This window comes from Psychrobacter sp. SWN149 (assembly GCF_015864565.1).
In the GTDB taxonomy this organism is placed as follows: domain Bacteria; phylum Pseudomonadota; class Gammaproteobacteria; order Pseudomonadales; family Moraxellaceae; genus Psychrobacter.
The window spans coordinates 163,702-183,732 of sequence record NZ_JADYWX010000005.1; the positions used below are offsets into that span (position 1 = coordinate 163,702).

General features: G+C 44.2%; 16 protein-coding genes and 1 pseudogene. 10 read left to right on the forward strand and 7 right to left on the reverse strand.

Annotated elements, in window-relative coordinates:
- The first annotated feature begins 16 nt into the window (after positions 1-16).
- Positions 17-625 (forward strand): TerD family protein, encoded by a 609-nt coding sequence (locus I6E86_RS09725; protein ID WP_194363965.1) that lies wholly within the window; start codon positions 17-19, stop codon positions 623-625.
- 124 nt (positions 626-749) lie between these two features.
- Here the strand turns inward: I6E86_RS09725 and I6E86_RS09730 are convergent, their stop codons facing one another.
- Positions 750-2,042, reverse strand: a complete 1,293-nt coding sequence (locus I6E86_RS09730; protein ID WP_197177302.1) for a TerD family protein — start codon at positions 2,040-2,042, stop codon at positions 750-752.
- A gap of 285 nt (positions 2,043-2,327) precedes the next feature.
- Between I6E86_RS09730 and I6E86_RS09735 the strand changes: the two genes are divergently transcribed.
- Complete coding sequence (locus I6E86_RS09735) at positions 2,328-3,467, forward strand: ATP-grasp domain-containing protein (RefSeq protein WP_197177303.1); 1,140 nt, start codon at positions 2,328-2,330, stop codon at positions 3,465-3,467.
- A gap of 126 nt (positions 3,468-3,593) precedes the next feature.
- Here the strand turns inward: I6E86_RS09735 and I6E86_RS09740 are convergent, their stop codons facing one another.
- Both I6E86_RS09740 and I6E86_RS09745 read right to left on the reverse strand, forming a co-directional pair.
- Entirely contained in the window at positions 3,594-4,334 is a 741-nt protein-coding gene (locus tag I6E86_RS09740; protein ID WP_197177304.1) for an MHYT domain-containing protein, read from the reverse strand.
- A 127-nt stretch (positions 4,335-4,461) separates the two neighbouring features.
- Complete coding sequence (locus I6E86_RS09745) at positions 4,462-5,175, reverse strand: hypothetical protein (RefSeq protein WP_194363961.1); 714 nt, start codon at positions 5,173-5,175, stop codon at positions 4,462-4,464.
- An 816-nt stretch (positions 5,176-5,991) separates the two neighbouring features.
- Here I6E86_RS09745 and I6E86_RS09750 point away from each other — a divergent pair.
- From I6E86_RS09750 to I6E86_RS09770, 5 genes are all read left to right on the forward strand, one after another.
- Entirely contained in the window at positions 5,992-7,218 is a 1,227-nt protein-coding gene (locus I6E86_RS09750; protein ID WP_197177305.1) for a S1C family serine protease, read from the forward strand.
- Between the two features lie 43 nt (positions 7,219-7,261).
- Positions 7,262-8,566: a phosphoribosyltransferase domain-containing protein gene (locus tag I6E86_RS09755; RefSeq protein WP_197177306.1), complete on the forward strand. Its 1,305-nt coding sequence runs from the start codon at positions 7,262-7,264 to the stop codon at positions 8,564-8,566.
- Positions 8,567-8,608: 42 nt separating this feature from the next.
- Positions 8,609-9,439, forward strand: a complete 831-nt coding sequence (locus I6E86_RS09760; RefSeq protein WP_197177307.1) for an HAD hydrolase family protein — start codon at positions 8,609-8,611, stop codon at positions 9,437-9,439.
- Between the two features lie 65 nt (positions 9,440-9,504).
- Positions 9,505-10,686 (forward strand): cysteine protease StiP domain-containing protein, encoded by a 1,182-nt coding sequence (locus tag I6E86_RS09765; RefSeq protein ID WP_197177308.1) that lies wholly within the window; start codon positions 9,505-9,507, stop codon positions 10,684-10,686.
- 70 nt (positions 10,687-10,756) lie between these two features.
- On the forward strand, positions 10,757-11,821 hold the full coding sequence (locus tag I6E86_RS09770) for an HpcH/HpaI aldolase/citrate lyase family protein (RefSeq protein WP_197177309.1): 1,065 nt from the start codon (positions 10,757-10,759) through the stop codon (positions 11,819-11,821).
- Between the two features lie 137 nt (positions 11,822-11,958).
- Here I6E86_RS09770 and I6E86_RS09775 read toward each other — a convergent pair whose 3' ends face one another.
- A complete protein-coding gene (locus I6E86_RS09775; RefSeq protein ID WP_197177310.1) occupies positions 11,959-12,771 on the reverse strand; it encodes an alpha/beta fold hydrolase in 813 nt (270 codons plus the stop codon).
- A 530-nt stretch (positions 12,772-13,301) separates the two neighbouring features.
- Here I6E86_RS09775 and I6E86_RS09780 point away from each other — a divergent pair.
- Positions 13,302-14,099 (forward strand): enoyl-CoA hydratase/isomerase family protein, encoded by a 798-nt coding sequence (locus I6E86_RS09780; RefSeq protein WP_197177311.1) that lies wholly within the window; start codon positions 13,302-13,304, stop codon positions 14,097-14,099.
- A gap of 132 nt (positions 14,100-14,231) precedes the next feature.
- Here I6E86_RS09780 and I6E86_RS09785 read toward each other — a convergent pair whose 3' ends face one another.
- The 3 genes from I6E86_RS09785 to acnB form a co-directional block, all read right to left on the reverse strand.
- On the reverse strand, positions 14,232-14,702 hold the full coding sequence (locus I6E86_RS09785) for a PACE efflux transporter (protein WP_197177312.1): 471 nt from the start codon (positions 14,700-14,702) through the stop codon (positions 14,232-14,234).
- Between the two features lie 165 nt (positions 14,703-14,867).
- Complete coding sequence (locus tag I6E86_RS09790; protein ID WP_227680621.1) at positions 14,868-15,308, reverse strand: DUF805 domain-containing protein; 441 nt, start codon at positions 15,306-15,308, stop codon at positions 14,868-14,870.
- Between the two features lie 191 nt (positions 15,309-15,499).
- Positions 15,500-18,103 carry a bifunctional aconitate hydratase 2/2-methylisocitrate dehydratase gene (gene acnB / locus I6E86_RS09795; protein ID WP_197177313.1) on the reverse strand — a complete coding sequence of 868 codons (2,604 nt, stop codon included), beginning with the start codon at positions 18,101-18,103 and terminating at the stop codon, positions 15,500-15,502.
- A gap of 335 nt (positions 18,104-18,438) precedes the next feature.
- On the opposite strand from acnB, the pseudogene I6E86_RS09800 reads away from it, so the two are divergent.
- Both I6E86_RS09800 and lipA read left to right on the forward strand, forming a co-directional pair.
- A pseudogene (locus I6E86_RS09800) lies at positions 18,439-18,820 on the forward strand (carboxymuconolactone decarboxylase family protein).
- A gap of 148 nt (positions 18,821-18,968) precedes the next feature.
- Complete coding sequence (lipA, locus tag I6E86_RS09805; protein WP_194363950.1) at positions 18,969-20,012, forward strand: lipoyl synthase; 1,044 nt, start codon at positions 18,969-18,971, stop codon at positions 20,010-20,012.
- Positions 20,013-20,031: the final 19 nt, after the last annotated feature.

Genomic DNA, 20,031 nt, shown 5'->3' on the forward strand with positions numbered 1-20,031 from the left:
TTATAAGGACACTCACATGGCAGTTAGTCTACAAAAGGGTCAGAAAATATCCCTAACCAAAGAAGCTGGCGGCGAGCTTACTCAAGTCAAATTAGGTCTAGGCTGGGACGTTGCTCAAGGGCCACAAAACAAAAAAGGCGGGTTTTTGGGCAAGCTGTTCGGCGGCGGTAGCGGCGGTGATTCAATTGACTTAGACGCCTCATGCATCATGTTCGATGCCAACAAACAAGCCGTCGATGCGATTTGGTTCAGTCAGCTCAAATCGAAAGATGGCAGTATCGTTCACACAGGTGATAACCGTACTGGTGATGGCGATGGTGATGATGAAGTCATTAATGTTGATCTCTCAAAAGTACCTGCCAGTGTGGTTTCACTGGTATTTACGGTTAACAGCTTTACAGGTCAAACGTTTGAAACCGTAGAAAACGCATTCTGCCGTATCGTTAATGCTAATAATAATAGCGAAGTGGCACGTTATAATTTGTCGGCACAAGGTGGACATACTGCTATGGTCATGGCAAAAGTCTATCGTCATAACAATGAATGGAAAATGCATGCCATTGGTGAGACTGCGTCTGGTCGCACCTTCCATGACTTGATGCCTGCCATTACGCCGCATGCTTAAATTATTTGAATAATAGCAAATAGCGTAGAAACTCTATAAAAAACAGCTCGCCTATGAGTAATAGGCGGGCTGTTTTTTATAGAGTTTGTAGCAATAATACTTTATCTATTGGTACAATCGACTGTTATTTACTGCCCCGCTTCCAGCTAAAGCCCCAGTTAAATGCTTTGTCCATTTCTTGATGACCTTTATAGTATTGATTGATACGTTCAACATTGATACTGCCTTGCTGATTGACTAGGCGCGCAATGGCACACATCGGCAAGTTACCAGCACCTTCCGTCAGACGTGTCTCAATCGGTGGTTGCTCGGGCACATGAATGGTCACTACCCCATCGGTTTTCGCCCAATTCGGCGCGCCCTCGTAAATGAAAGCAAAGATAAACACTTCCTCAATCTGTGACCACTGCTGACCGTTGATATCGAGCCACTCACCACCACTGACTTGCCCCGTTCTATCATCAGCACGCAGGCAAACATAAGGTGCAGAGGGTAAGCTACCAAAACGATTGCCTAGTGCTTGGATAAGCGTTTTTTCACCATTTTTTAGATGAATCATGGCACCGATATCCAGATCGATACCACCCGCTTGATGCTGCTTAAACAGGTCGCCTAATATGCCTTTTTTGGCAATAGGCTTATCGCTATCCGGTCGCTGATTCCAGTTTAGATTAACTGAGATTTTACCAAAGTCGTCACGCTTTTTCAGATTGATGCTAGATTGGTTTTTGGTTAAGGTGACTTTACTGAGATTGATCGAAGGACTGGCAGGAATCGGTGGCGGTGTGCTCGCCTGTGCAGTGCTACCTGCTTTTTGTGTATTGATGGGGCGCTGTGTATTGATCGGCTGAGCCTGAGCTGGTGGTGTATTTTGAGCATGACTCTGTGACTGGCTTTGAGCTGGCGTGTCATCAGCAATCTCGACCCCGAAGTGCTCCGACAAAGGTTTTAACCCTCCCTCGAACCCTTGGGCAATAAATCGAAACTTCCAGCTGCCCTGCCGACGATAACATTCCGCCAAGATAATGGCTTTTTCATTACGCCCTGTGCCACTGAGCTGACAAGTCATCAATACCTGACTGCCTTGCAGTACCTGTACATCCACATCACCGACTTGCGCCAATGTTTGCGCACTGGAGAATGCTAGGGCGACTTTTTCAATACTCGCAGGCTGCGCTGATAGATTGATATCAAAAAATCCATCGCTGTCATGCCCACGAAAGCTGACGCTGCCATCATCACTGCGTGTCTGCCCATAAAATATCATGTCCCCATCACCGCGCACTTTGCCATCTGTTGTCAGACGATACGCAGCACAATCAATGGCGTTTTGGCTTAAGATGCGAATGCTGATATTGTCCGCCGGCAGTGGTGCATTAGCCCCTGCTACTAACGGTTGAGGTTGGGCTTGGCTCATCATAAATCCTCTGTATTATTTATTATATCGTTGTGATTGTTAGATTAACTATCGTTGTATAGTAGCATGGATATCATGAGAATTTTAAATCGAGCAATCGCGTTATAAGCCATAAAAAAACTTGTATAAATCCTGATGACTATTTTGTCAGAGGCATTTATAACTTGTGCCATTTGTATATAATGTCTGTTGTTAAAAATTTGCTTTGACATATTGCCACTAGCGCTACGATAACCATATAAACTGACCCGATTCCCTATAAACGATGATAATGCTGAGAAAATTATGAACAACCCTACCAACGATAGCTTGTACTCGGCACCAGTCGCTGCTTGGTTAGCTGAAGGTCAATCCAGCCAGCGCGATATGTTAGAGAGCTTACAGGCCTTAAAGGGTAAATCGGACGAGCCTTTTGATGTCATTGCTTCGCACCGTCATAACAGACCTGAGATTTTTGAATTTGCTGACGTGATGTATTACGAGCCGTCTGAAGCGGCCATAGAGAATGATACGCAAGAGACAAGCGAGACGGTTATGCCACGCTGGCAATTCGTATTAGAGCACGCCAAAACGAACAATGTAAAAGTAATCCTGACTGGGCGCAATGGCATTGACTATGAAACGCACCGCGAAAAGTTCAATGCGGCTGGTATCCGTTTATTGACAGGGGCTACTAGCGTCGCTGCCCTTGAATCAATCGATGATAAATTTGCGTTTATGCAGCAGTGTCACCAGCATAATATTCCGGTCGCGGATGCATGGCGTTTTGACAATACCGCTGAGCTTGAAGCATTACTCGCTGAGCACGGGCATCAGCCTCTATGCGTCAAACCTGTCGTCGGGATTTTCGCACAAGGATTTTGGCGATTAGACTCTGGTAAAGAATGTGGCGAGCATTACGATAGCTTTGAGCACTTATACTTCACAGAAGAGAAAAAAATCAATACCGCGCAGTTTGTGAATGCCTACGCCAGCAGCCAAATGGTACACGAGCGCCCTATTCCAATGCTGTTGATGCCTTACCTATCAGGACAAGAATACTCCATCGATGTGGTCTGCGAATATGGGGAAGTACTGGCCGCCATCACACGCCATAAAACGGGTAAAATCCAACATATCGGCTATGAGCATTCTGTTATGGAGGTTGTGATTCCATTAATTAAGGCCTTTGGCTGTGATGGTATTGTCAGCGTACAAACCAAAGCTGACGATGACGGTCAACACCGTGTTCTTGAGATCAATAGTCGGCCATCAGGCGGTATTGGCTATACCTCTCACAGCGGTTTGGATTTGACACAAGCTGGTTTTTCTTATTGGCTAGGCCTGACAGACAAACCCAGCTTAGACGCAAGTATTCAGAAAATAACAGCCTGCCAAGTACGCTCTATTATGATGAGCGTCAAAATTGAAGACGCTGCTGAGTAAGTAAATAAGTGAGCATACACCTCACGAATAACCGATATTATCAGGCACAAAAAAGGCTTTTAGATTATGATCTAAAAGCCTTTTTTTAAACATTTGCTAACATCATTAGAAAACAAACACTGATACCTACTCACCAAATACAAGGTTTGATTGCTTAGGTGCATTTTTAGAGGCAATGACCCATAGTAAGCTTAATACAAGCGCTGAGCCGATAAAAATCATAATCGATGAAGAGATGGCACCTGCGTGTGTGTAGTCCATAGACATCACATGATCCGTCATCGTCATTTCCATAGCCGCCATACCAGTGTAATGCATACCGCAAACAGCAATACCCATGATGAACGCACTACCAAAACGCTGTAACGTGCCACGTAGATTGAATGCCAACCAGAGCGCTGCAATCGCAGCCACAATAGCGATAACGATTGAAGCAATCAACAGTGGTATGTTGTACGACATGGTTGCGTCCATTTGCATTGATGCCATACCAGTGTAATGCATGGCTGCAACTCCAAGTCCAGCCAAAACACCACCGCCTAACAGCTTGCCAATGCTTGATTCACCGCGTCCAACGATCACGATACCGACCGCGACAAAACAAACGGCTAGCAACATTGAAACAATGGTCAAACCTAGATCGTAGGTGACCGGCATTTTCATATCAACTGCCATCATACCAATATAGTGCATCGACCAAATAGCACCGCCAATCGCGATAGAAGATAGCGCAACCCAAAAGTATAGGTCAGTTCCCGGCTTTGCAGACGGCACTCGAATGGCAAGGTTTAGGCCAACATAAGAGCCAAACACTGCGATGGCGTATGAGACTAGTACCAGTAGTAGGTTGTATTCAACTTCGATCATTTTTTTGCCTTATATATTCCATAAAAACGTAATAAAATTGAGCGTAGCAATACTGCTTGGGGCGCACCGCGATACCTTGCACACTCGTTCATTTTTGATAGACGTTAAAGAGTCTATGATTTATTTTTTAGCGGATGGTAAATTCACAAATATTGGTACTGCCAGCACCGCAATTGGTCTCTTCGACCTGAATCATGTCTACGGCAGGATTGCTTGCCAAGAAGCCTTCTATATAGCCCACAACAAAATGACATCCTGAGTGATTATGATCTGACGACTTACAGAACGGGCATTTTATTAAATAGATGATATTGTCTTTGGCTTTAACTTTAGAAAGCCCTTTTAGTGCTGGCACAAGCTCACGACTGATCGTCTTAGGCATCTTTAATGGACTACCAAGCGCATAGTCACGTTGATAGATACCGCCCCCAACCTTGCGCCCCAACTCATGTAATGCTGTCATACGTCGATCAGCAGGCAAACTGGCCTCATACTGACTGACGATATCTGCAATTTTAGGATAATAGGCACCAATGGCTGACAACACGCTTTTTTCATCCAGCACTTTTTTTGCTGGTACTGATGATGAGGCTGCATTGTCGTCTTCATCGATTTCTAGATTAAAGAGGGTACATCCCTCAATTGAAGACAAGTCTTCTATGAGATCTGCTTGCGTCTTAGGTTCTTGGCTTTTGGCAACCACACGGATGATATTACCACCGTTTTCGGAAGACTCTTGTTTCTGAGAAATCAGTTGATAGCCGGCTTTAATAAGTGGCGAGATAACATTCACCAAACGAATGCGTTCAGAAGACGTTTCTAGTGCACAAGAGAATTTCAAAGGTCACTCCTTTACTAAATTAGTGCTACGCATAGATATACTAAGCCACTGCGATAGACCAAATAATGAATATGGACAAAGTTTTTAAGGTTGTTTTGTTAGATAAGTTATTATTTGTATGGGTTATTATTTAATAACTGTTAGAAACACCGTATTTGAAAACATCAAATTTGTTATATTTGCGAAGTAGAACACATTTTTATCAATATTTTTTGAATCTAGCTGTGCAATAATTACTGACCGTCTAAAAGACCATTCATACTCTTGCCAATAGTTTTTATTATTCAACGAATATATGGTCAGTCGTTGAATCAATTGGTAAAAAATCATAATATTTAAAAAGGCTGCTAAAGCTTGGTTCGCATGCTGCTCACAAATGACAATGAAAACAATGGTAGATATTGGCTACATTATCGCTAGATTTGTCCCTTCTAGCAAGATGTTACCAAACATTGTCCGATAGGTGGTTACATTGTCCGATAGGTGGTAAATTAGTAAAAAAATGTTTACTTAGTTAACTTAAAATAATGTGAAATTTAGAGCATAAAAAACTTATTCGATTTTTCGCGTTGCTTATTTATATGGCTACTCACTTTATACTACCTACTTATTGTTTACCACTTTAAGGCCTATGTAATCTCAAACCATAGAGCATCTAAAATTGGAACCAATTACAAGAGCCAAATAGACCTTCTCAATGATGTTGACCCATGTACTCATTATTAAATAATCATCGATTAAACGGTAAACACAGGCTAATATTGAGAAAAGAATAAAATAACTATAATCACGTGAAAAGTGATTTGAAGAGGACTAATGAGCACACAAACGACATTGGCATTAGGTGCCAACACGGTTCTTACAAGCGCGCAATGCTCGGTCGGTTTTTCTACAAATAATGAGCTTAAGTTTGGTCAACAGCTTGGATTATTATGTTTGCCTTTGGATGCAAATCGCAAGGCAGTCTGTAGCCCTGCCTATCTGCATGAGCCTAAAGAGTGGGCTAAGATAGACAACGCAGGCAGTCCCAGTATATGGCAGTTCGACCTGACTGAGCTGTTTGGAAAACAAGGTGTCATGTTTTTACAGCTTATCGCTTATGTTTATAGCGACCCAAGTACCCATTCGCCCTCGATAGCGCTAAACGATATCTCTCTAATACTAGATGACGGTAAGCTACGCTATGACTTTACGGCAAATGAGCGCCATGTCAAAGCTGCCATCATATTGGAGATATATCAACGTAATGGACAGCTCAAATGTCGAGCGCTTGGGGAGTGCTCAACCCAAGGTCTGGCGAGCCTTGAGCAGCGCGTACAAGTCAGTCTTGATGTTCGTCATCCTGATACTCACGCGCGTATACAAGCAGCGCAGCAACAGCAACGCACTCATCCAAATAGCGAAGCGCGCCCTCCTCGTCAGGTCAATGCAGGTGAAACGTGGACAGGAACAGCCTTTGCTATCGATTCACACCATCTGCTGACTTGCTATCATGTGATTGAGTCGGCTCAGATGATTGGTATACGTCAGCAAGGCCAACCCGATCTTGAAGCACAAGTCGTGCTCAGCGATATCGGTAGTGATTCTGCCATTATCAGAGTCAATGACCCTCTGCCTAGTTACCTTCCATTGGTGCAACGATGTAGCGATATCTTGGGTGAGACTGTTACCACGCTGGGATTTCCCTTGTCAGGGCTAAGTAGTCAGCTACAAGTGACGCAAGGTTGCATCTCAGGGCTAACAGGCTTAAATGATGATATCCGTTATATGCAATTTACTGCACCTATTCAGCCCGGTTCTAGCGGCAGCCCTTTATTGTTGCCGACTGGCGAGGTTATCGGTATGGTGACGGCTAGCCTGAATCATGAACATGCACAAAATATGAACTATGCGGTGAAATTTCAGTTATTATCTGCCCTATTAGCAAGCGCTGGAATCAGTTTGGAAAATATAAATCATTCATCAAGCGCTAGCTCTCTGACTACACCTCAATTAAGCAAGCAAAGTCGCAGTGCCTTATGGTTGGTTGGCTGTCAGGGTTAAAAAATCTATGCCTATATAAAATTAAAAGCGCCAAGGAATTTAAATGTTAAATGAGCAACACAGCACGACCATCACTCTACCCCGTGGCACACTAGACCTAACTTATCAGACCAATTCAGCAACGACCAAAAATGACCTAGAACAGGATGACCATTATCAACTAGAAGATCTGCTTGGATTTGCACAACGTATTAACCCAAAACGTGCGTTTTTGTTTGTCTCAAAAGTACTGGGGCGTCATATCCCCGTCGCACCCAGCACCATGCGAAATGCGTTTACTGATTTAGCCGATTTAGTGCCTAGCGATTTGCCTCAACCTATCCTAGTCATTGGTATGGCAGAGACTGCTGTCGGTCTATCTGCTGGTGTCCATCAAGCCCTACAATCACGCTATCCACACGCCTTGCTATTGAACTCTACTCGTCATGCACAGCACGATGAAAGTAGTGATGCTAATGGTGCTGACGCTTTGCTGACGACGTTTTGTGAAGACCACAGTCATGCCAGCCAGCATTTGATTTATCAAAGTCAAGATGCTGTGACTCAGGAGCAGCTACTGGCCAGCAAAACGCTGATTATGGTTGATGATGAAGCATCAACAGGCAATACCTGCGTCAATGTCGTCACCGCCTTACGTCAAGCAGGACTCACTCAGTTAGAGCAAGTGCATCTGACGACATTGGTTGATTGGTCATTAGATCAAGAAAATACAAACCAGCAAGCAGATGGCGTTAAGCCTGCAAAAATGTCAGATCGTTTAACTGGTATTGAGTTTCATCGTCATCATTTACTGTCTGGCGCATGGCAGTGGACAGATGCGCCTAACCCTGAGCCCATTACGATGCCATCGGTCGATACTACCGCAGCTGGTAGTCAGACTCTCGGCGATACGGGCAACTGGGGCCGATTTCCAACGCTCAATAGTATAGATGGGTTTGATAACTATCTTTCGAGTTTTCAGACTGCATTTACGCGTCTTGATGGCCAAGAAAGCTTTGATGTTACTCAGTTGCCAAAAAGAATCTTAGTATTGGGTAGTAATGAGTTTGTTTGGTTGCCATTTTTATTGGCTGAATGGCTTGAGACAGAATCTAAAAATCTCAACTCCAACATAGATTCTATCGTTAACTTTAGTGCGTTAACCCGTTCACCGATTGCGCTTGGCGGTGCCATCACCACGTTGCTGAGCTTTAGCGATAATTACGGGCTTGGTATGACCAATTTTTCTTATAATGTCGATCCAACAGAATGGGACTTGGTTGTGTTGTGCGTGGAGACGGACGCTGATAGCGTCGATACGATGTGGCAAGGTTTGGATAATGTGTTGGTAGTAAGTCCTACGCTTTAAATTGCTCTTTAATTTTTAACTCTATTATGTATGGACGATTTCATGACTACCCCATTCTTTAAACCCAGCCCAGATATTATCAAACCTTATGCACTCATGGATTTGGACGATACTTTGTTTCAAACCCAGCGTAAAATTGATACATGGGACTTGCCTACCACTGAGCCTGAAAACTTGGTATGTGCCACGGTCAATAAGCAAAACGAGCCGCTAAGCTTTATGAGTCAGCGTCAAGCAACCCTTTTTAATTGGTTGCTCGCTAGTACTGAGCTGATAGTGGTGACCGCACGTGACCGTAGTGAAATCAAACGCGTGAAACTGCCCTTCGATAGCTGGCAAGTATTGACCCATGGGGCGATTATTTTGACATCTGATGGGCAGCTACTAAGTGAATGGCAACAGCATATGTATAGCAAGCTTGCACCATTGCAAGATAAGCTTAACCAGCTGAGCCAATTGTTTGCCAATCACGGTCAAAGCGAGCAGAGTCATCTAGTATTCACACCGCATATCGATAGCTTTAGCAATGGCTCTGTGGATGAAGAATTAACGATTTATCTGGCTATCAAACATGCGCAAAAAGACCATCAAGCATTAGTGGATCTAGCAGCAAAGCTACCAACGTTGATACGTGATTTTGATCAAGATTTTTATGTGCATGTGAATGCCAATAATCTAGCGATCTTGCCACATGCTGTGCATAAGCAACATGCCGTGCAGTTTTTATTAGAGACTCATTTGGACCATCAGCGTCCTAGTTTTGGCTTCGGTGACAGCTTAGCTGACTTGCCGTTTCTGCAACTGCTAGACTGGTACGGTATGCCCAACCACGGCCAACTGCATGAGCAATATCAGTCTAAATCGTCAGGCTAAACCATGAGTTTAAACAACAGCCACGCAATCCCACTGTTATCATCACGAGTGCTATTATTCATACTATGACTTTACCTAATATACAAACAAAAAGAGCTACTCTAAAAAACTATGGCTCAGGCAGCTATCTTGCGAGCGATGTGACTGTCCTACTCAATATGGTCGATAAAGACGCCGTTGCCGATGTGCCGGTCAGTCAAAAAGAAGCGCTTATTCAAAGTGGACAACGTCATTATTCTGATATGTTGACCTTAGAGCAAGCGCCCACTGCCATGCATGAGCAGCTATACACGCAGGCACTAGAGCAAGGTACTGAGAGAGCCGCAACTGATATCGCTCATTTGGCACATACGCTACATCATGTTTTTCAACGTAAAGTGAATGATGAGCATCCATTAATTTTAGTGAGCTTAGTGCGGGCAGGCCTACCGATTGGGGTGTTATTGCAGCGTGCGCTGTCGGATACGGATAGGGGCTACTCTCTACCAAGCATGCATTATGGTATCAGTATCATTCGTGATCGTGGCCTTGACCCAGTAGCTTTGCAAATGCTGCTGGATGCTTATCCAGACAGTCCGATTGTATTCGTCGATGGCTGGACAGGTAAAGGTGCGATTTATAAAGAGCTGGCTCGTAGTTTAGAGACATTTAGCGACACGACTCATGTTAATTTTGCCAATATCTTTCACCAAGGTGCTGATGTCATTCCCCTACTGACCCTTGCTGATCCGGCTGGCGTTGCTTGGCTGGCTGCTAGTGAAGAAGACTGGTTGATCCCATCGGGTTTGTTAAATAGTACGGTATCAGGACTGATTTCGCGCAGCTTATATACAGAGCCGTCATCAGGCCTGCATCGCAGTGTCTTTTATGATGATTTATTAGACACAGATCATAGCTTGGCATTTATCGATCATATCGATGCAGCGAGGCGTTCATTGGCTATTCTGCCAGAGCGGCTGCCAACCTATCAGCAGCCGCGCTATCAAACGGCAGCCTTGATAGATACGCTCGCAGCAGACTATGGCATCACCAATCGCAATCGGATAAAGCCAACGATTGCCGAGGCAACGCGAGCCATATTACGCCGTGATCCAGAGCGTATATTGCTCGCTACTGCTGATCATCCCGATACCATACTACTGCGTCATTTATGTGCACAACGAAACATCACAATCAGTGTATTAGGTGATAAAATACTTCCCTATCAAGCCATCACGCTTATCAAACAACGCTCCAAAGACAGTTAATGCCTTTAGCATTGATACATCTAGCATTATTGAACGCTTGCCCTTCATCCCTCTATTTATGATGCCGATTATGTCCGATATAAAAAACCACGAGTCAGAGTTTTACCATGATACCCAGTCTTATACACATCTGATCACTGAGCGTCATGCGATGGTCAGACCGCACACGCACCATCCATATCAGCTGGGTGCAAGCTTATACATGCCTGCCACTCGCCAAGATATTTGGCAAGTGATCAAGCGAGACAAGCTACCGACGATCAATAGTATTATTATTTGTCTAGAGGATGCGGTCAGTCATGAGGATGTTGAGCTAGCACTTGAGCGTCTGCGCACGCTGCTCGATACGTGGGCTGAGCATGTCAATAGCATCAATGACCCATCTAGAGCCGCTGCCATTCACGCCCAGCATCCAACGCGCCCGCTGGTCTTTATACGTCCGCGTAGTCCGATGATGCTACAGCAACTGGCTGATTATGCCCATATCGATCTGATTGATGGCTTTGTCATGCCAAAAGTCGATATGTACAGCTTATCCAATTGGCGAATGGCATGTCAGAACCTGAGAATCGACCATCTGTTGATGCCTACGCTTGAAACGGCTGCCCTATTCAATCCGCATCATAACCAAGAGCTGGCCATTGCTTTTAAAGAAGCCTTTAGTCAGCCAGTGTTTGCGCTACGTATCGGTGGTAATGATTTATTTGCTGCGCTGCGCTTGCGTCGCCCGAAGAACAGTATTGTCTATGACACGCCTATCGGCACCCTTGCCTATCAGCTACTTGGCTGCTTTGTGCCGCATGGTTTTTATCTCACCGCGCCCGTATTTGAGTATTTGGATCAGCCGACACTCTTTATGCAAGAGCTAAACCGAGATGTCAGCTTAGGTCTGGTGGGAAAAACCGTCATTCACCCCAGCCAAATCGCATTGGTACAGCAAGCCTACTGCGTGCCACTGAGTACGTTGGACGAGGCGCAAGCGATCCTACACTCTGAGGCTAAAGCAGTATTTAAGTATAACAATACGATGTTAGAACCTGCGACGCATCGTGCGTGGGCCACCGAAATCGTCAACCGTGCCGAAGCATTTGGAACGATTGATGACGGTCATAGCCAGTACAGCTCACGAATGTAGCCCTCAGCTATTTAATCTATTCAAACTATGCAAAAAGCCGCTATCCTTCATAGATAGCGGCTTTTTGATGTTGCTCTTTACCTGATATTTATTGATCGATGTATAACTTCAAAGCCCCTCGTCAATACCTATCTATATTAAGCACAACTTTCTAAAAACTGACTGAGCACTTTATTCACTTGATCAGGTTCTTCCACTGTCGACGTATGGCCAGCACCCTTGATAATGGCAAGCTTGGATCCAGCAATGGCAAAGTGCATACGCTCAGATTTTGCATAAGGCGTTGCTGCATCTTCATCACCTACGATGATGAGTGTTGGCGTGATAATATCACCCAGCTGCTCATAAGTACCTGTTCGCTCAATGACACCTGCTGTTGCCTTGACGACACCACCCTTACGATTGCTTTGAAGCACCGTGAGCCACTGCTTGCGATCAGATTTACGCTGTTTGTCAGCCAAGAAGGTACTGCCAAACATAATCGGCATAACTTTATTGCTCACACGCTTCATGCCAAGCCAGCGAATGGCTTTTACAAGCTTGCGATACTGGGGTATATTTTTTGGATCTTCAGGATCAGAAGATGTCTCCAAAAGCGTCAAAGACAGCAGAAGCTCAGGTCGCTTAAGCGCAATACGCTGCGCGACAAATCCGCCCATTGACAATCCAACAAAATGACATTTATCAATATCAAGTGCGGCAAGCAATCCAAGCGTATCTTCGGTCAACGTCTCCATATCATAGCCAGACTTGGTAATCTGTGACTGACCCTGCCCACGAAAATCAAAAGCAATGCAGCGATAGTCTGTTTGAAAATACTCTACTTGCTTGTCATACATCTGTGAGCTCCACAGCAGACCATGGGCAAACACGATAACAGGTTTTTGCGTGTCACTTGGTGCGCTGTCTTCATAATAGATATCAGCATTATTGACATTAATAGTTGGCATAACCACATCCTTGTTTGGTTAAATATATTAAGCGCTGTATCAGATATTTTCTGATGCTACCCTTAGAATACTAGCATAGTCCAACAATGGTTTAGTGAGTAACATTTTTACGTACCAGTCGTTTTATTCATACAAAATTTTTGTCCACTTAGTCATGGTTATTTTTACTAGGGCGTGTCCTCATTTTAAAAATGGTGATGAAAATGAGATAAATTGCAGTCAAACAAGGAAAATAGCGCAGATAATATCGAGATATTAGTCAGTTATTTGACGCCGTTTGGCAAGATTTAGCCATTTTTGACCCATTTAGGTGACTGTCGATTAAATTGAGGACATGCCCTAGTCATTCTTTATTATAAATCTAAAAAATTAACTAACGCTTAGATGTGTCTTAAGCGCTCATAAAATGCACTTTTATAATCCTAGCAAGCTGCTATAGTAATTGGCATTGAATCATTTTTACCTTTATTTCGTACCATTCTCATTGATACAAAATATTAAAACAGTCATTTAAAATAAGGAAATCTCAGATGTCACAGCCTATAGTCGGATATCAAGTTGACCAGCACATCGCGACCATTACTTTTAACGATCCAAAAAGCCTGAATGCTTTTGGTACCCCCCTAAAAAACAACGTATTGATAGCGCTCGATAAAGCAGCGGCTGATGACCAAGTACGAGTGATTATTTTACAAGGCACTGGTGGTAATTTTTCAAGCGGCGGTGATATCAAAGAGATGTTGTCTGAAGGCTTAGATAAGGACATTGTTTCCACCAAATTGAGAGGTATGGTAAAAGGCGCAGGAGAAGTCAGCTTGAAGCTACGTCAGATCCACAAACCGATTATTGCCAAATTAGAAGGCGCTGTGGCAGGTGCTGGTATGAACTTGGCGCTCACTTGTGACTTTCGTATTGCGGCAGACAATGCAAAGTTCGTGCAAGCGTTTGTCAATATTGGTTTAGTGCCAGATGCTGGCGGTATTTATTTGTTGAATCAATTGGTTGGGGCCGCAAAAGCCACTGAACTTGTGATGCTGGGTGATAAGCTAAAAGCAGAAGATATGGCGCGCTTAAATCTGGTAAACAACGTGGTTAGTGTGGACGAGCTAGATGCCACCGTACAAGCATTGGCGCTCCGATTGAGCCAATTACCAGGCAAAGCGTTGGCCGCTATGAAAGAGAGCTTCAATGTGCATGCTTTCGCTGGTTTGAGCGCAGCGCTAGATACGGAAGTAGAACAACAGACGGTAATGGCAAAAACCGATGACTTTATAGAAGGGGTTAGCGCGTTCATAGCAAAGCGTAAACCTGTTTATCAAGGTAAGTAAATAATGCTATGGCATAATAAATTTGAATAACTACCCCGCTGCTATTGAATAGCATCATCGAAAAAGCTGCCCATAGATAGGCAGCTTTTTTGTGGTCAACATCACCATTACTCATTGAAAGACAGACATTAGCTAAGCAGTAGATGCGGTCTTATAGTGATAAGGTAAGGTAAATATCTTGTCAAAGATAAAGGTAAACACAAAGTTATAAATCAAGAAGAATACCAGCAAAGCCGCTTCCATCATAAATGCTTGAAGCAAACCTACATGATACCAAACCATATATAACGGCAAGCAGATCAAAACCAAACCGACTTCAAATATCAATGCATGAACACTACGAATAAGCAGCGTGCGCTCTGCTATTTGTCGACGATCCTCCCAAGTCTCAAAAGCGGTATTATATAAAAAGTTCCAAATAATCGCTGCTAGAGATACCATCAAAGCGACAGGGAGAGAGTCCGATGCATCACTATTGCTTAGCTTCATGAGCACAAAGGTAGAGGAAATAATTGCGATAATCTCAAATGCAATCACATAGACGATACGACGTTTGAACGGTGATAAAGTAATCAACCAAGACTCCAAAGCACCTAAGTGCATATCAAAGTATCGGTCCGTCCCGAGATAGAAAAGATAAATATAGTGCAGAGCCACGGTTTCCGCCTGCCCCTATATTATACAGAAGATCGCGTAAAAAATCAGTGAGCACATTTGTAAACAGGCGTAAGCAATTTTATTAACCATTTAACCTTGCCCTAAGCCAGACTATTTTGCTGGCAGACCCCATTTATTGGTTTCAGGCTTGGTGTCACTCGCTAAAAATACCAGTAATATAATAGAGCCTATCAGTGGCACCACACCTATCAAAAACCACCATCCTGAGCGGCTAGTGTCATGCAAGCGGCGGATAGTCACAGCCAGACCAGGCAGAAATAAACCAAGCACCGCGACTATATAGAATAAACCTGTCTCTGAGCTGAATATGATGGCATCTAGCAACATAGCAACGATGACCACACCCATCTGTACTAGAAAAAAGTACCAATACTCTTTGCGCCTAGCGCGACCCGAAAAATTCACATAATTACGCAAGCACTTTTTAAACCAGTCAATGATGCCATAGTTTGCCTCAGCACTATTATTAGCCATAACGGAGTTGGGTAATGGTGGCGGCGTCGCTTTATCAAGCATAACTTTACGTTCCATAATATTTGTCCTCAAAAGTCTCGCGTATTGAAAGTCGTACATTTGAACAGTCACAACGTTGAGTATAGATACTCAATAAAAGTTTGTAAATGAATACTGCTTATCTTAGAGTCATCAATAAAAAACCCCGCACCATCACGGTACGGGGTTTTTTAAAACGTAAAAAGACTTAACTTACACTTTGACTAACATTAGCTCAACTGAGCAACGTTAATTTTATCTGCTTCTTCAGTATAGTCTGACATACGATCGAAGTTCATGTATTGATACACTTCCTCGCCCATACTATCCAGCATACCAGCGTACTGCTGATACTCTTCGTTGGTAGGCAATTTACCAAGTACTGCAGCAACTGCAGCAAGCTCAGCTGATGCTAGGTATACGTTAGCGCCTTGACCCAAACGGTTCGGGAAGTTACGCGTAGAGGTCGATACCGCAGTAGACTTCGGTGCGATACGCGCCTGGTTACCCATGCATAGTGAACAACCTGGCATCTCGGTACGAGCACCGGCTTGAGCGTAGATGTTGTAGTAGCCTTCTTCCATCAACTGGCGTGCATCCATCTTAGTAGGCGGCGCAATCCATAGACGAGTCTTTAGGCTTCCTGCTGGTACATCTTGTAGCAATTTACCAGCGGCACGGAAATGACCGATGTTGGTCATACATGAACCAATGAATACTTCATCAATGGTATCGCCAGCCACGTCTGCTAGTGTCTTAGCATCATCTGGATCGTTCGGGCAGCAAAGGATAGGCTCTTTGATATCTGACATATCGATAGTGATGTCAATCGCGTATTCAGCGTCAGCATCAGCACGCAATAAGCTTGGGTTAGCTAGCCACTCTTGCATTTGCTCAACACGGCGGCTGATCGTACGTGCATCGCCATAGCCTTCTGAGATCATCCACTTAAGCAGCGTGATGTTTGAGTTTAGATACTCAGTCACTGACGCTTCAGATAGCGTGATGGTACAACCAGCAGCACTACGCTCAGCTGAGGCATCAGACAACTCGAACGCTTGCTCAGCAGTCAAGTCTTCTAGACCTTCAATCTCAAGAATACGGCCGTTGAACTCGTTGATTTTGCCTTTCTTATCAACAGTCAAGTACCCTTCTTTGATCGCTTGATAAGGGATAGCATGTACTAGGTCACGTAGCGTGATACCAGCTTGACGCTCACCAACAAAACGAACACGGACAGATTCAGGCATATCAAGTGGCATCACACCAGTCGCAGCTGCGAAAGCAACCAAACCAGAACCCGCTGGGAACGAGATACCCATTGGGAAACGAGTATGCGAGTCACCACCAGTACCAACGGTATCTGGAAGTAGCATACGGTTCAACCATGAGTGAATGATACCATCACCTGGACGCAAGCTGACGCCGCCACGGTTCATGATAAAGTCAGGTAGGGTGTGCTGAGTTTCAACGTCAACTGGCTTTGGATAAGCAGCAGTGTGACAGAATGACTGCATCACGAGATCCGCTTGGAAACCTAGGCATGCCAAGTCTTTTAGCTCATCACGGGTCATCGGACCAGTCGTATCCTGAGAGCCAACCGTAGTCATCTTAGGCTCACAGTACATACCAGGACGTACACCTGTCAGGCCACAAGCTTTACCAACCATTTTCTGTGCTAGCGTAAAACCTTTACCAGTATCAACTGGCTCTTCTGGCTTCGCAAAGATGTCTGAATGTCCAAGACCCATGTACTCACGAGCACGATTGGTCAGACCACGACCAACGATCAATGGAATACGGCCACCGGCACGTACTTCATCAAGCAATGTTGGCGAGTTTAGCTCGAACGTTGATAGTACTTCATCAGAATCATGCTTAGTGATTTTGCCTTCGTACGGATAGATATCAAACACATCACCCATGTTTAGGTTATCAACATTTACTTTTTCGATTGGTAATGCACCAGAATCTTCCATCGTGTTAAAGAAGATAGGCGCAATGTTGTTACCCAATACCAGACCGCCACCACGTTTGTTTGGCACGTTAGGGATATCATCGCCCATTAACCAAAGTACTGAGTTGGTCGCAGACTTACGGCTAGAACCCGTACCAACTACGTCACCAACATATGCCAATTGATGGCCTTTTTTCTTCAGTTCTTCGATTTGCTTCATTGGGCCAACAACGCCTTCGTCATCAGCAGTGATGCCGTCACGAGAGTTTTTGTGCATGGCTAGTGAATGCAATGGAATATCAGGACGGCTCCACGCATCTTGCGCAGGTGATAAGTCATCGGTGTTGGTCTCACCAGTGATTTTGAATGTCGTATATGTGGTCTTTTTCGGTACTTCAGCACGGTTCAAGAACCATTCTGCGTCAGCCCAAGACTGAACCACTTCTTTTGCAATAGTGTTGCCCGCTTCTGCTTTTTCAGTCACGTCATTGAACGCGTCAAATACTAGCAAAGTCTTTTTTAATGCTTCAGCAGCGTCTTGTGCTACTTCCGCATCATCTAATGCAGCAACTAATGGCTGAACGTTGTAGCCGCCTTGCATGGTGCCTAAGATTTGAACCGCTTTTTGCTTACTGATAAGTGGTGATGAGGTTTCACCTTTCAAGATAGCGGCCAAAAATGCTGCTTTAACATATGCTGCTTGATCAACACCAGCAGGGATACGATTTTCTAGCAGGTTCATCAAAAACGCATCTTCACCTGTAGGTGGCGTTTTTAGGAGTTCAACTAACTCTACTACTTGTTTTTCGTTCAGTGGTAGCGGAACCGTTCCTAGCTCAGCACGTTCTTCGACATGTTTACGATAAGCTTCTAACACAATAGTCGTCCTCGTTAGTTGGGGTTTAGCACATTACGTGGGTAGTCAGCATGACTGCCTGCGTCGATATACTATAGGGAATAATTATTGGTGCAATCATAGCTTAAAACGCTCTAAATGTTAATGGTTCAGCCAGTAAAAGGCGGATAGTAAGGCCATATCGAACATTTATTATAAAAATAGTGCCCTCTACAATAGCGTTGCATGCCCCATTATCAGTGATGTCCCATTGATTATTGTTAATAATGATTACTTGCTTTATGAGCATACAGTCACCATATGACTGTTATGCAACTCTGTAAGAGATACCTTCAATAAATACTAAGGATGCCGATATGGACGATAGCACCAACTATGACAATGGGCTAAAAGTACGCACTGAGGTCATGGGTGAGGCACACGTGAAGCGCTCACTTGATGCTGCCACAGGATTTACCCAGCCGCTACAAGACTGGATCATTGAACACGCTTGGGGCAGCACATGGCAAGATGACTCAGTACTGCCGCGCAAATATCGCTCATTAATCACTATCGCTTTTTTGATTGCCCAAAAAAGCCCAACTGAATTAAAAGGCCATATTCGAGGCGCGATTAATAGCTGAGATTCGAGAAGTATTGATGCATAGCTTGCCCTACTGCGGTGCACCCGCCACCCAAGAAGCGTTTCGCGCCGCTATAGATATACTGAATGAGTTAGAGATTAACATAGATATTTAAAACTATGGTTGTCAGAGCAATCGTAGTAATCTTAACGATATTGTTCCAAAATTGACTGCCAAATTTCTGCTATAATATCGCCATTAATAAAACATTCTGATAATTCCATAAACCCTTATAGTATAAAGGGTTAAGAGATAATTCCATTATGACAACTGCCGTACAAACGCATGTACCTGCTGCTAAAGCCAAACCAAAAAAAGCCATTCAAGGCGAAAAGCTGCGAGGCTATGACAAAGTTGCCCGTATCCCAATTAAAGTGATTCCCACCATTGAGGCTAAGAAAAAGCCAGATTGGATTCGGGTAAAAATGTCATCACCTGCTGAAGTGGCTCGTATCAAGTCAACGCTGCGTGAGCAAAAGCTCTATACGGTCTGTGAAGAAGCCGCCTGCCCTAACCTACCGCAGTGCTTCGCTGATGGTACGGCGACCTTTATGATTATGGGTGATATCTGTACGCGTCGCTGCCCGTTCTGTGATGTCGGCCATGGTCGTCCAAATGAGCTAGATGCTGATGAGCCACGCCATACTGCTGAAACCATCTTGGGCTTACAACTCAAATATGCTGTTATCACTTCTGTCGATCGTGATGATCTCAAAGATGGCGGCGCAGCGCATTTCGTCGAAGTACTCAATGAATCTAGAGCGCTTAGCCCGAACTGCTTAATTGAAATATTGGTACCTGATTTCCGTGGTCGTATGGATGTTGCGTTAGATTTACTAACGGAAACGCCGCCCGATGTGTTTAACCACAATATCGAAACGGTGCCACGTCTGTATAAAGCATTCCGTCCGGGTTCTGATTACCAGCATTCACTTGATTTACTCAAGCTATATAAAGAGCGCCGTCCTGATATCGCGACCAAGTGTGGCTTTATGGTTGGCCTTGGTGAGACCGAAGAAGAGATTTATGCGCTGCTTGATGATTTAAAGGCACATAATGTGGATATGATTACGGTTGGTCAGTATCTACAACCTAGTAAAAACCATGCGCCTGTCGATCGTTATGTCCATCCAGATGAATTCCAACGCTATATGGACTACGGCAAAAAAATTGGCTTCTTTAATATTTGGGCAGGCCCAATGGTACGCTCAAGCTACTTTGCCGATCGTCAGTATTACGGTGAAGACTGCCCTGCACCTATCCGTAGCAAAAAAGCATTAGCAGCAGAAGGCAAATTGGGCTGCTAAGCTGACCATACAGCGGATA

What these genes read in the sequence shown, in the direction of transcription:
- I6E86_RS09725 (WP_194363965.1), top strand. Translation starts at nt 17, where the DNA reads ATGGCAGTTAGTCTACAAAAGGGTCAGAAAATATCCCTAACCAAAGAA.
- I6E86_RS09730 (WP_197177302.1), bottom strand. Translation starts at nt 2,042, where the DNA reads ATGAGCCAAGCCCAACCTCAACCGTTAGTAGCAGGGGCTAATGCACCA.
- I6E86_RS09735 (WP_197177303.1), top strand. Translation starts at nt 2,328, where the DNA reads ATGAACAACCCTACCAACGATAGCTTGTACTCGGCACCAGTCGCTGCT.
- I6E86_RS09740 (WP_197177304.1), bottom strand. Translation starts at nt 4,334, where the DNA reads ATGATCGAAGTTGAATACAACCTACTACTGGTACTAGTCTCATACGCC.
- I6E86_RS09750 (WP_197177305.1), top strand. Translation starts at nt 5,992, where the DNA reads ATGAGCACACAAACGACATTGGCATTAGGTGCCAACACGGTTCTTACA.
- I6E86_RS09755 (WP_197177306.1), top strand. Translation starts at nt 7,262, where the DNA reads ATGTTAAATGAGCAACACAGCACGACCATCACTCTACCCCGTGGCACA.
- I6E86_RS09760 (WP_197177307.1), top strand. Translation starts at nt 8,609, where the DNA reads ATGACTACCCCATTCTTTAAACCCAGCCCAGATATTATCAAACCTTAT.
- I6E86_RS09765 (WP_197177308.1), top strand. Translation starts at nt 9,505, where the DNA reads ATGACTTTACCTAATATACAAACAAAAAGAGCTACTCTAAAAAACTAT.
- I6E86_RS09770 (WP_197177309.1), top strand. Translation starts at nt 10,757, where the DNA reads ATGTCCGATATAAAAAACCACGAGTCAGAGTTTTACCATGATACCCAG.
- I6E86_RS09775 (WP_197177310.1), bottom strand. Translation starts at nt 12,771, where the DNA reads ATGCCAACTATTAATGTCAATAATGCTGATATCTATTATGAAGACAGC.
- I6E86_RS09780 (WP_197177311.1), top strand. Translation starts at nt 13,302, where the DNA reads ATGTCACAGCCTATAGTCGGATATCAAGTTGACCAGCACATCGCGACC.
- I6E86_RS09785 (WP_197177312.1), bottom strand. Translation starts at nt 14,702, where the DNA reads ATGCACTTAGGTGCTTTGGAGTCTTGGTTGATTACTTTATCACCGTTC.
- I6E86_RS09790 (WP_227680621.1), bottom strand. Translation starts at nt 15,308, where the DNA reads ATGGAACGTAAAGTTATGCTTGATAAAGCGACGCCGCCACCATTACCC.
- lipA (WP_194363950.1), top strand. Translation starts at nt 18,969, where the DNA reads ATGACAACTGCCGTACAAACGCATGTACCTGCTGCTAAAGCCAAACCA.